Source organism: Cohnella soli (genome assembly GCF_042655525.1).
GTDB classification, from domain to species: Bacteria; Bacillota; Bacilli; order Paenibacillales; family Paenibacillaceae; genus Cohnella; species Cohnella soli.
In genome coordinates this window covers 38,906-51,871 of sequence record NZ_JBHSMI010000042.1, presented here as the reverse complement: position 1 = coordinate 51,871, position 12,966 = coordinate 38,906, and the positions used below count along the sequence as shown (strand labels likewise).

Genomic DNA, 12,966 nt, shown 5'->3' with positions numbered 1-12,966 from the left:
GATTGAAGAATAACTTCCCGGAGGCGGAAATCGTCGGCGCGGACGAAATTATGGTCGCGCTGCGCAGCATCAAGTCGGAGAACGAGATCGCGTGCATGCGTGAAGGCTTCCGCATTACCGAGCTGGCGACGCAAGAAGTGATCCGCACGATCCGTCCGGGCGTGACGGAGACGCAGATGGTCGGTGTCGCTCAACGCGTCATCTACGAGAATGGCGCGGAGTACGAAGGCTTGCCGATGTACATCTTCAGCGAAAAGTCGACCCGTCATGCCATCTCTCGGTCTTCCCACCGCGTCATCAACAAAGGCGACATCGTGCAGCTGAACCTGTCGGCCAAGGTGGACGGCTACTCGCCGAGCATCGGCATGCCGATCAGCCTCGGTAAGCTGACGCCGGAGCGCCGCGCGGTCATCGAGTTCGGGCTGAAGGCGCACGAATGGACGCATGCGAACTTAAAGGCGGGCGTGCTGGCGAGCGACGTAGCGAAAGGCTTCCTGCAATTTTTCAAAGATAACGGCTACGAGAAAAACTATCTGTACGGGCCATGTCATGGCACAGGGATGATCGAAGTCGAAGCGCCGTGGATGGAGACGTCATCTAACTATCTGCTGCAGCCGAACATGACGTTCCAGATCGATACGTTCGTTACGACGGACACGTTCGGCATCCGTTGGGAGAAAGGCGCGGTCATCCGCGAGGGCGGCTGCGAGCTGCTGTGCAACCCGATCGGTACGATTCACGAGCTGGAGTTTTAATTTAGGTAGGAAAGCAATATATGATCTGAACCCCGAAGGTCTCTATGGGACCTTCGGGGTTTTCGTTGTGCGCAGTTTATTCGCGTCAACCTATCCGATCCGGTATTCGTTCCCCTTTCGGACGACATGAAATTTTTGCTTGTCGTAAAAGATCCTTCCGTCCCCCATTCGCTGACCGTTACTCCCCGCGTTGTAGCTTTTTGAAGCCGGCTTTATCTCGTATGAAGCGATAAAGCTGAAGTCATCGTAGCTCTCCTGCGCGAGGAGAAGTTCGTTAATTCGGAAGTCGGTGATTCGACGGTTTTTGGATATGGACGACCGCTCTTGCGACGCGAGGTAATTCTGAAATAGCTCCTTGGCCGTTTCGAGGCGTGGTATTCGATCTGCGGCCGGGTAAAGAATATGAAATGGAGCCGAGGTTAGGTAGTCTCTGAACATCGATGTCATCTTGTCTTTCGACCCATCTTCCTGCAGAGTTGCCTGTCGAACGGGGCGAAGGCGGACGACATAATCTCCTTGAGGTACCTGTTTTCCTCTTGCATCGGTCTGGTCCCAGGTGAAGCCGTCGATCCAATAATTACCTTGTCCGGGTATGGACGTAACTGTTTCCGGCAACAGTACGCTCCACACAGTTTGCTCCTCCTTGCCGTTCATCCGCACAATATCGATGGCGAACTGCACCGGGCTGTCGAGCTTCACGGTATTGCTAGACAAATTCCAAATGTCCGCACCGAATTTCAGCTTCGCGCCAGCCTGCAGAGTCCCATACAGCCAGTCGCGTACCGAAAGCTCGACATCAAGCGGAAATTCCTTGCCCGAGGAGCCAGCAACCTCAGTCTGCCTGAAATCCCACTTCAGATCGCCGGCGTTTTGTACTTTGGCGGGCGGATTCTTGTAGTTGCCCGGGGCTGGCATAAGGTACAACCATGCTCCTCCGACTCAATCGCTTTCGATCCGTTTCCATCCGCCGACCGTTGCAACGACCTTCACCTTTTGCGAGGCGATGACGCCGAGCGGCTTTGAATCGAAGCTCGGATAGGCGAACATCATCGTTTTTTGCTGAACGTCGGCGGTCATGGCTTGCTTTGTCACGTCCACGGGAATCGCAATATCCGGATTGACCCACACGTTTGTGCCATTTATCCGGACATGGTACCAATGATCTTTCTGCTCGAAGGCATGCACCACCTGCGGCCCAAGCTCCGTCACCGTTTTTAATGTCCCGTCCGGTCGCGCGTATGCCGGGGTTACGGCGGCATCGAGCTTAAGATCTATTGGCTGCGTCTGAACGTCCAGCAACATATCGGGGGAAATGCGGATCCACTTGGGACCCTTATCTGTACCGATTTTCAAGAATGAGCCGCTGATTGCTTCGGCATGAACGGTCATCTTGCCAAGCCATTTTCCTGTGGCGCTGACGCTCTTCGGCGCATCGTACAGCTGCGTTTTTTCCAGCAAAGCGACATCGCTTACAATTAGCTCCTCTTGCCCGATAAAATCAGCCTCCGTCAACTTTACCCACTTTTCGCCGCGCCACGTCGTAATTCGGTACCAGTTAAACGCGGAATGCCCGTCGCTTGGCCGCATTCCGTAAATATGCAACTCCTGCGGCGACAGTTTCACATTGGACGGATCCTTGTCGTCAGGTGCCTCATAAGTATTGGTCGAATGCTTGAGCGTTATAGTGCTAGGGTAAGAGTTCGTCGCATCGGCCGGTATCGCGCCGAAGACGAGGAAGAAGGACATGAGAGAAATCGCAAACAGCCAAGTCTTTCTATTCAAACCAATCATCTCCTTAATTACATGTATAAGCTTTGACGTGAGGTTTTGAATTTGGTTGCGATTGGTTATTTACTAGATGTTTATTATGATGTTTATTATGATTGACACGAGTATGCGATTTCGTTATAGTTCATCTTAGTTAAATATGAAGAGTCGTGTTACCGAAGAGGGCACTAGACAAAAAGCGAAAGCTTTTTTTTCTAGTGCCCTCTTTTTGTGTATTCCGACAACAATTAATCCAAAGGGGGGCAATGGTCAAAAGGCAGCTTGTTCTACGAAAATGGATCTTGGCTTAAAAAAATCGTAGTAAGAAAGGGGAAAAACATGAAAAGCATAAATATTTTATTAATATTTTTTGTTATTACGTTTTTTATTGCGTCGGTATTTCCTGCAAAAACGTTGACAGCTTCCGCCGCTACAATTACCGGTCCGAACTTAGCCTTAGGCAAGCCGGTATTTTCATCTTCGAATGAAGTGGACTGGCTCGGTGCTGAAAATGCCGTCGACGGGAATGATAGTACGCAATGGTCTTCCCTCTATACCGACGATCAATGGTTTTACGTTGATCTTGGCGAACAGACGGAAATAGACCGTGTCGTCATTAAATGGCAAGTGGCGTATGCCGAAAAGTATCAGATCTTAGTTTCCGACGATACGGAGAATTGGCGAAATGTATTGGATAACGATGGAATAATTGAAGGCAATGGAGGAAGAGCAGTAATCGATTTCGGTACTACAAGTGCCAGATATGTGAAGTTCATGGGAGTAAAGAGAGGGACGAACTACGGATATTCATTTTATGAATTTGAAGTCTATCATGTCGAGAAGGATCCGTTAACGCGCATCATTGAGGGAATTAAGCAATTGCCTGCTATCGTAGATGGCCAGAATGCGATCGAATTGCCCGAGGTTCCCGAAGGATATAAGATTTCCGTTTATGGCAGCGACAGACCGCAGGTTATCGACAAAGAGGGTGAAATTCATACCCCGCTCGTAGAGGCTAAAGTTAACCTTCTATTTCAGGTCGAGGATTTGAATAACCCTGAGAATAAAGCCATATCCCGCAACGTTCTTGTAAGCGTTCCCGGGCTGCATACTCAAACCGGCGATTTAAATAAAGAGCCCAAAGTCATACCGTCGTTGCGGGAATGGTATGGCGGAGTCGGGAATTTTACTTTGACGGAAAATTCAAAAATCGTAATAAATCCGAATGATGCCGCGGACCTGCAGGTATCGGCCGAGACGACGAAGCAGAATATCGAGGAAATCAGCGGCTACAGTCTGGATATCGTGCAGGGCAACCCAACAATAGGCGACATTTTCCTGACGCTAGACGAATCAGTGGAAAAGCTTGGGGAAGAAGGATATTTGTTCGAAGTCGGCGATTATGTCACCATTAAGTCGGCTCATGTTAAAGGGGCTTTTTACGGGACACGAACGGCTCTTCAAATATTAAAACAAGACAAGGGACATCGCTACATCCCGAAGGGAACAGCGAGAGATTACCCCAAATATGAGACGCGGGGCATGATGCTTGACGTGGCCCGGAAGTTTTATACCATCGATTTTCTAAGGGACTATATCAAGTTGTTGTCATGGTACAAGATGAATCAATTCCAAATCCATTTGAACGACGATATATGGGGTTATCCCTCTGAATTCAGACTTGAAAATGAAAAGTATCCGGCGATCACGAGCAAAGATGGTTATTACACGAAAAATGAGTTCAGGGAACTTCAACAGCTCGGCATGGCGTATGGAGTGAATATTGTCCCGGAGATTGATACGCCAGGTCATTCCGGAGCTTTTATTGCGTACGACCCGTCATTAGGAAGCGGGAACTCTTTAGACCTCAATAAACAGGAAACCGTGGAGTTTGTCAAAAGTCTGTTTGATGAATATTTGGACGGAGATAACCCGACCTTTATAGGCCCGGATGTTCATGTCGGTATGGACGAATACCATGTGAACTCGCAAGACGATGTTGAAGCGTACAGGGGATATATGGATACGATTATCAAACATATTAATAGCAAAGGAAAGCGCCCGCACTTATGGGGAGCATTGGCCTCATACGAAGGCCAAACTCCGATAAGCAACGATGCAACGATGGAAGTTTATTACGAGCCGGCGGGCGGGCCGGTTCAGGCAATCGATAAAGGATTCGATATTCTGAACGTTGATGACGGATACACTTATCTCATTCCAAACATTGTAGACTATTTGGATACCCAGTTATTGTATAACGAGTGGGAGCCGACGAAATGGAGAACTTCCATTTTGCCATATGGACACCCGAAATTAAAAGGCGGAATGTTTGCATTTTGGAACGATACTTCCAATGCAACCGGTATTTCCATGCATGACTCCCATATAAGAATGCTGCCGGCTATACAGACATTATCGGAAAAGATGTGGACAGGGACCCGGGAAGATAAGGACTACAACGGATTTTTGAAAGCTGCCTCCGCAATAGGCGACGCGCCTAATGCCGAAATTTCTCATAAGCTAGAAGTAGAAAATCCAACCGGAAATGTGATTGAATATTTATTCGAAAAAGATTTGAAGGATACGTCGGGCAACGGGTTTGACGGAATCGGAAAGAACGTAACGATTGCCGAAGGCAAATTCGGGAATGGATTGAGATTAGGCGGAGGCAACAGTTACGTGGAAACACCGTTAAGGTCCTTGGGTTTCGGATGGACCGTTTCCATGTGGATCAAACCTGATACCGGTAATGCGCCGAATGCGGTCATCATGGAGTCGCCTGAAGGTCAATTGAAGCTAAGTCAGGGTAATTCCGGCAAGCTGGGATTTACCAAAGAAAATTATGACAGCACCTTCAACTACCAGGTTCCGGAAGGGAAATGGACGCATTTGTTATTGACGGGGGATGATCAAGGCACATCCTTATATGTCAACGGCAACGAGTACGTAGAAAGAATGGAAACCGGCGCAAAGCTTCAAACTTTTATTTTGCCTGTGGAGAAAATAGGCAGCGATACAAACGCTTTTAAAGGGACTATTGACAATGTCATGATTTTCAATCGGAAGATCGACATCGTCGAAAGAAAAAATATTGCCCTGAACCAACCCTATTCTTCTTCGGGTGATGAAGTTCCGAGCGCAGATAAAGCCTTCGATGGAAAGTTCTCAACCACATGGTCATCTGAATATTCGGATACAGCGTGGTTGGAAGTAGATCTCCAATCGGAGAAAGAAATAAGCGAAGTCGTATTTAAATGGGGACTTGCATACCCTGTTCAATACAAAGTGCTCGTCTCCAGGGATGGGCAACAGTGGACGAATGTTTTTCGCAGCGATGCCGTTATATCGGGGAATCCGGGAACGGAATCGATCCAATTCAATCCGATAAAAGCCAGGTACGTGAAATTTCAGGGCGTAAAGAGAACGATGATTATCGGCCAGTATTGGGGCTATAATATCAAAGAGTTTGAAGTATATGAAACAAGTGCAAACGCCAAATGGACGGAATATAAGCAGCTTTTTGAGCAGGCTGCGGGTTTGTTGGCGCTAGGCAAAGGAAAAGAGGCTATCCGTAATCAACTGTTGGAATCGGTAAATCGTTTCCCCTATGCTGTGGATAGTTCTGCCCAGACATTCCGTGAACAGATTGCCGCTTTGCAGGATTCAATCAATCAGGGAGATCTATCGAGCGAAGTCATCATTATGCCGAATCAAGCGACATTCGATCTGAAGATCGGTAAGCAAGCCGATGTCAAAGTTTACGTTGCTCGCAAAAACAGTGAACTTGCAGCTATTTTTAATGGAGATACGAAGCTTGCGGAAGGCAATGATTACGTTTATTCGAATGGCATTGTGACCGTTAAGAAAGAGTACCTGAGCGGATCGAAGGCTGGTTCGACAACCAAGCTGACGTTTACGTTTACGAACGATGTGTCGGAACAAGATTTGAGTATCGAAATCGTAGACACAACTGCAACGGTAACGAACCCGGGTTCAGGCGGCTGGACGGGCGGCGGTTCATCTACCGATCAGAAGCAACTGACGCTTTCGCCGGGAGCGGCGGGGGAACTGAGTTTCGATGGTGAATTTACGGTCATCGTCCCAAGCGGAGCAGCGAACAAGGAACTTCGTTTGACCATTACCAAAGCGATAGCTACAAGCACCCTTATAGGCGTTCAAAAAACGCTGCTAAGCTCCGTGTATGAGGTATTGAGCAACCTAACGGGAGAGCTCGGTAAACCTGCAACGGTTACTTTATCCTTTGATCCGAGCAAGCTTGGAAAGGGTCATAAAGCTTCCATATTCGCTTATGACGAAGCTAAGAAACAATGGATTGATATCGGAGGCGTTGTCGACGGCAATAAAATATCCGTTGAAGTCGATCGCTTTACGAAATTAGCGGTATTCGCCGTCTCGGAGAATGGAACGAATGTCCCTACGGATAAGCCGGTATTTAAAGATACTGCTAAGCATTGGGCTGAGAATGCTATCGCGAAGGGTGTAGAGGCAGGTTTTATTAGCGGCTATGCAGACGGTACCTTTAAGCCGAATGCGGCAGTGACAAGAGCGGAATTCGCGGTCATGTTAGCAAGGGCTTTCAACCTGCAAGGCAACGGAGCCGATTCGGACTTTACAGATGGAGCTCAGATTGGAAAGTGGGCAAAGCAGGGAATCGCGCAAGCCATTGAAGCAGGCATCATTAAAGGGTATGCAAATGGATCGTTCCGGCCTGACGCGCCAATTAGCCGCTCGGAAATGATCGTAATGGTCGCTCGGACGATGAACTTGGATATGAATAATAAGGCAGCCACAGCGTTTACTGACGACAAGGCAATACCATCATGGGCGCAAGGCGCAGTGAATGCGGCGGTGCAACTGAACCTGATTTCCGGACGTGGCAATAACAAATTCGTTCCCGAAGGAACAGCCAGCCGTGCAGAATCAGTTGCTCTCCTGCTTAGAGTGCTGGAATTGAGAAAATAAGCGGCGTATAACTCTAAATTGAATGGATAGGGGATATTCCATAAGGTCGAAGGGCCTTGGAATATCCCCTATTTTGCACGATTCAGAAAGTATAGATTCCTTATACTTACTAGTGAACAGTTACAGATGGGGTGAAGATCTTGAATATTATGATTGTTGAGGACGAGTTAGCGATTAGCGATGTGTTAGAATCTTACTTTTTGAATGAGGGCTGGAAGGCCATTTCATGTAAGGACGGCAAGGAAGCCATACAGATGATCGGCATGCAGAAGCTTGATCTGGTCATTCTGGATCTGATGCTTCCCGGTTTACCAGGTGAGGAAGTATGCCGTGCCATCAGGCAGCAGTCTAATGTGCCGATTATTATGCTCACCTCAAAAGCAGCTGAGGTCGATACGATCAACGGTTTGAATTTGGGGGCGGATGACTATATTACGAAGCCTTTCCGGATGAAAGAGGTTATTGCACGTATACATGCACTGCAGCGCAGAATGAATATGTTAGCCCATGCTAACGAGTCAATGGTAACCTATAACGGAGGGAAAATGATTATTAATTTTGAAACCAAAGAAGTGATCGTGGATGGCAGGGCGGCTAATCTGACGTTTACGGAATTTAAGCTGCTCAATGTTCTTATCAAGAGACCCGGGAAAATATATACGAGGAGCGAGTTGTCCTACGAAGTACTCGGATACCGTTTTATAGGAGACGGACGTACCTTGGACATGCATATAAGAAATATCCGCAGGAAAATTGAGGAAGACCCCAAAAATCCGATCTATATCGTGACCAAAGTAGGGGAAGGATACAAATTCAGCTTCCAGATGGATGGGGAGGCGTAATGAGCTCTCGTTTTCGGATCAAAACACAATTTCTCTTGTTTTGTACTTTTTTAGGTCTGTCGTCAGCATTGCTGCTAATCATATATTTGCTGTTGCAAGCAGGCTGGAACCGAACGCTACCCGAATACAAAATGCAGTTGTTAAACGATCAGAGTCATAAATTGGCTTATATGATGCGTGCAAAAATTACGGGAGGTCCCGATAATGAGGAGCAGAAGCGGTGGCTGGATAATGTATCGAAGGTGTATTCGGCTTCACTGCGAATTGTGGCGCCCAATCGGACGGATGTATGGTATGAATCCAAACCAGGACAATCCCAACTCCCCCCAAATAACTCAGCGCTATTCGAAATACCTATTATTGTAGGTGGGGAGGAACAGGGTTATCTGCATGTATCCTACGAACTGGACGGAAATTATTTTTTTCCGTATTTCTCAGAGCTGGAACGTAAGGTGAATATTGAGCTGAAGGCGGGAGGGCTTGTACTTCTCGTAATGCTCATCGCTTTAAGCTATTTCTTGGCACGTAAGCTAGCCCGTCCGATACGCACCAGTAGTGAGCTTGCAGAGAAAATTGCCAGTGGGGACCGGGAAGCAACTTTACCGGAAACGGGAACCAGCGAAATTGTGCGTTATACCCGAGTAGTGAATGCGCTCCTCACTGATTTTAACCGTCAGGATGTATGGATGAAGCAGATGCTGCAGGATTTGTCACACGAGCTGCGTACCCCCCTTACCACCGTTCTCTCTAGATTGGAAGCGATGATTGACGGCATCTACCCTTTAACGGAGCATCACCTGGATTGGATTTATTCGGAAATCGATCGACTTTCACGTCTGGTGGAGGATGTTGGCAAATTGAGCGAAGCGGAGGGGGCGAGTTTCAAGCTGAATATGGAACGTGTTGATTTAGTACAGGTCGTTCGTTCCGTCCATGAAGGCTTTTTATTTCTAGCGCAGGAAAAAGGAATCAGCTGCAAGCTGATCTCTCCATTTATTCCCTGTTTTGCCGATGTGGACCATGACAGGATTATTCAGGTGCTCTCCAATGTTATTTCGAATGCAATTAAATATACCGCTGCAGGAGGAAGCATTGAGATTGGTTTGTTCTCGGAGGAAAATGAGACGCTTATTTATTGTGAAGATAACGGCATCGGGATTGCAGAGCAGGACATTCCTCTCATATTCAACCGCTTTTATCGAGCGGATAAATCCCGTTCCAGAAATAGCGGGGGGCTTGGCGTTGGCTTAAGTATAGCTAAAGCACTCGTCGAAGCCCATAATGGACTTATCACCGTAGAAAGCGAGCAGGGGAAAGGCTCCAGGTTTACAATTCACCTCCCTGTGCAGATTGAAGCGCGAGAAATCAATGAAAAGAATTGAGCACAGTAACATTCTGAAGTGCACCCCTTATAGTGAACATTGGAAAAACACCCCGGTGTTTAACCGATGGAAACTATAGGGGGTGCTTTCATTATGTCAGTGAAAAAGGGACAAAAGCTGGTTACTTACAGTTTTGAAACGAAGAAGAAAGCAATAGAGATGCGGCTTCAAGGAATGACGAAGCTGAAAGTAGCGGAAGCATTGGGAATTGAGGATATTGGCCGGTTGAAAATCTGGATGCGACGTTTTAAGCAGATGGGTGATTTCGGACATATGGATCACCGCGGGAAAAGAAGAGAGTACACCGATGGAGAACGCTATGTAAAGCGTCTGGAAATGGAGAACGCTGACAAATACCACGACATGCTGCCAAAGGTTGGCGCCCAAATCAGCATGTCTCGTCGAGGCAATTGTTATGACAACGCCTCAATGGAGAGCTTCTTCTCGAAATTAAATAAGCTATCACCGGTTGAGTACCGGAGACAGCGTATTGGGTAGGTTTTTCTTAATGTCCGCTATATGGGTCTTGACCATTATTAGGTTAATTTTCATAAATTTTAATTGGATTTACATCAGATTTACACGTAATTTACACAGCATTTACAGACATTCTAGTATGATGATAAAAGTAAGCGCTTGCAGTTAGTTAGAAATCTATATTATTAACTGTATCCAAAAGGGAGGAATTTGAAATGCGTTTAAGAAAAGGGTTTTTGATGTTTTTAGTTCTTGTCTTGTCTATTTCAGCTTTGGTTGCATGCAGCTCGAAAAATGAGGCGGAGAAGCCGTCTAACAGCCCGGAAGCCCAAACGTCAAGTCCAACTGCATCGACAAAACCCAAGGAGCCCGTCACGATTACGATCGCTTGGCCGTGGGGGGAACCGGAATATGAAGTCCGATTCGGAGCAATCAGAGAGGAGCTGAAGGACAGCATTACCGTCAAAATGGTTCTAGCACCAGGCACGAAAGATACGTTGCAGGAACTATTCGCTGCCAAAACAGTACCTGATATCATTTTTGCCAATTATGGACTTCAGCCGCTTGAGGAACTCGATACCCTAATGTCCATTGAAGATTTGATGAAAAAGCACAATTTCAGCGGAAGTCAGATTAATCCTCACACGCTTGCTTATGTGCGCTCTATTGATACGAAGGGCAGGCTGGTTGGTCTTCCGGACGGAGAAGGCTTTCCACAGCTCTTCTATAATAAAGAAGTTTTCGACTTGTTTGGAGTGCCGTATCCGGACCCGAAGAAGCCGATGACATGGGACGAAGTGCTCGATCTTTCCCAGCGCATGACGGCAACGCGAGACGGAAAGACGTACATAGGGCTTGAAATTCCAAGTACAATGCTATACACACCGCTAAATGAATTTCCGGCCAATGCCACGGATCCGGATACCGGGGAATTAAGGCTTACCAAGGATCCTGCCTTTACGAAGGAATTCGAGTTTGTGAAAAAGTATTTCAGCATTCCTGGGGTCAAGGAAGCCTATGGAAAAGAAAAGTTTATGGAACGGACTGCTGCGATGGCCTTTGCTTGGAACGCATTTATGAAGAATGATTGGCAGGAAAATGAAAGCTTCAAGAAGAGCATCGAAATATTGCCGGTGCCGGTATGGCCGGAGCAGCCTGATCTGAGCCCGGTTTCTGGCACAACTGCGATCACGATCAACAAGTACAGTGCTCATCAGGATGAGGCCTTCACCGTGCTGGCTAAATATTATTCGCCGGAAAACCAGATTCGTATGATCCGTCCCGCACATGCTTTTCCCGCTGTATCCGATATGGAAATCGTCAAGCAATGGGCTGCTGACGTTCCCGGCTATCAGGGCAAAAACATGGATGCTATCTTTAACGTAAAGCGCCCATCCTTCCAGCCGCGTAAAAGTCCATGGGATGCTTACGTTGGGATGCCGCAGGCCATCGACAGGTTTATAGAGTCCGATATGGACATCGTCAAGTTCCTGAGGCAGTGGGAGGAAGAAGCTGCTGGTGATGTCAAGGATGCTATGGAGAAATATAAGCAGTAGCAGGGGCAGCGATTGGAAAGGGAGAGAATCCGTTGGCCAGAATATTGTTTAATCACATATATAAAAGGTACGGAAAGTATAAGGAACTGGCTGTCAACGATTTCTGCTTATCGGTGGAGGATCATGAGTTTCTCGTTTTTGTAGGTCCCTCCGGCTGCGGCAAATCGACGACGCTGCGCATGCTAGCGGGTTTGGAGGACATATCGGAAGGGGAACTCTATATTGGCGATACGCTTGTCAATGATTATCCTCCGAAGGATCGGGATATCTCGATGGTTTTCCAAAATTATGCGCTTTATCCGAACCTGACTGTATTCGAAAATATCGCTTTTGGCCTCAGGCTGCGCAAGCAGCCCAAGCATGAAATCGAGCTGGCCGTTAAGCGCGCGGCCCGGGTGCTGGAAATTGAAAATTTCCTGAACCGCAAGCCGCATGAGCTTTCGGGTGGCCAACGGCAGCGGGTTGCGCTGGGGCGGGCGATTGTCCGCACGCCTCAGGCTTTTCTAATGGATGAGCCTCTATCTAATCTGGATGCCAGGCTGCGTCTGCAGATGAGATCGGAGATTATCGCCCTGCATAAGAAGATCGGGGTTACTACGATTTATGTAACCCACGATCAAATCGAAGCGATGACGATGGGAGACCGCGTTGTGGTGATGAACAAAGGCGTCATTCAGCAGGTCGATAAGCCGGAGGTCGTATATAATCGCCCGGTCAATTTATTCGTTGCCAATTTCATCGGCAATCCTCCGATGAATTTCATCCCCGGAAAGCTTCAGGAAAAAGATGGCAGCCTTGAATTTCATACGCGCCGGTTTGCCCTGAGGCTAACTGAGAAGCAGAGCTTTCAATTGAGGGGGCAAAGCCAGGTCGTCCATTCGGTTGTGCTCGGCATTCGTCCTGAGCATATCAGCTTTGAAGAAATTGTGCTGCAAGCTTATCCCCATGCGCATATTACCGGTATTCTTGCCTTTAACGAATTCGTAGGCTCAGACCGTTACTATCACATGAAGATGGGGATGGATCATCATCTTGTAGCAAGGGCGCATCCTCGTTATGAATTTGAGGATGGCATGAAGGTGACTGTAGCTTTGGATATGCAGAAGGCGCTATTTTTCCACAAGGATACAGAAATGTTGTTAACAGATTGACTAGCTACGGAGATGGCGGGGAATAACGGCGGTGATGCAAAGAGGTTGGC

At 47.5% G+C, this 12,966-nt stretch carries 8 protein-coding genes and 1 pseudogene; 7 read left to right on the top strand and 2 right to left on the bottom strand.

The features are described 5' to 3' along the window. A partial coding sequence (locus ACFPOF_RS23965) for a M24 family metallopeptidase (RefSeq protein WP_378137434.1) occupies positions 1–755 on the top strand: 755 nt, incomplete at its 5' end. A gap of 90 nt (positions 756–845) precedes the next feature. Here ACFPOF_RS23965 and ACFPOF_RS23960 read toward each other — a convergent pair. Both ACFPOF_RS23960 and ACFPOF_RS23955 read right to left on the bottom strand, forming a co-directional pair. Beyond that, positions 846–1,679: a hypothetical protein gene (locus ACFPOF_RS23960; RefSeq protein WP_378137432.1), complete on the bottom strand. Its 834-nt coding sequence runs from the start codon at positions 1,677–1,679 to the stop codon at positions 846–848. Positions 1,680–1,694: 15 nt separating this feature from the next. Beyond that, a complete protein-coding gene (locus tag ACFPOF_RS23955; protein ID WP_378137430.1) occupies positions 1,695–2,537 on the bottom strand; it encodes a hypothetical protein in 843 nt (280 codons plus the stop codon). 324 nt (positions 2,538–2,861) lie between these two features. On the opposite strand from ACFPOF_RS23955, the gene ACFPOF_RS23950 reads away from it, so the two are divergent. The 6 genes and pseudogenes from ACFPOF_RS23950 (at position 2,862) to ACFPOF_RS23925 (ending at position 12,916) form a co-directional block, all read left to right on the top strand. Then, complete coding sequence (locus ACFPOF_RS23950; protein ID WP_378137428.1) at positions 2,862–7,508, top strand: discoidin domain-containing protein; 4,647 nt, start codon at positions 2,862–2,864, stop codon at positions 7,506–7,508. A 149-nt stretch (positions 7,509–7,657) separates the two neighbouring features. Next, entirely contained in the window at positions 7,658–8,350 is a 693-nt protein-coding gene (locus ACFPOF_RS23945) for a response regulator transcription factor (protein ID WP_378137442.1), read from the top strand. Beyond that, on the top strand, positions 8,350–9,732 hold the full coding sequence (locus tag ACFPOF_RS23940) for a sensor histidine kinase (RefSeq protein WP_378137426.1): 1,383 nt from the start codon (positions 8,350–8,352) through the stop codon (positions 9,730–9,732). Before ACFPOF_RS23945 ends, ACFPOF_RS23940 begins: the two co-directional genes overlap by 1 nt. Before the next feature lie 366 nt (positions 9,733–10,098). Then, a pseudogene (locus ACFPOF_RS33550) lies at positions 10,099–10,230 on the top strand (IS3 family transposase); the annotation flags it as partial. A 194-nt stretch (positions 10,231–10,424) separates the two neighbouring features. Next, entirely contained in the window at positions 10,425–11,765 is a 1,341-nt protein-coding gene (locus tag ACFPOF_RS23930) for an ABC transporter substrate-binding protein (protein WP_378137422.1), read from the top strand. 32 nt (positions 11,766–11,797) lie between these two features. Next, positions 11,798–12,916, top strand: a complete 1,119-nt coding sequence (locus tag ACFPOF_RS23925) for an ABC transporter ATP-binding protein (protein ID WP_378137420.1) — start codon at positions 11,798–11,800, stop codon at positions 12,914–12,916. Positions 12,917–12,966 lie beyond the last annotated feature (50 nt).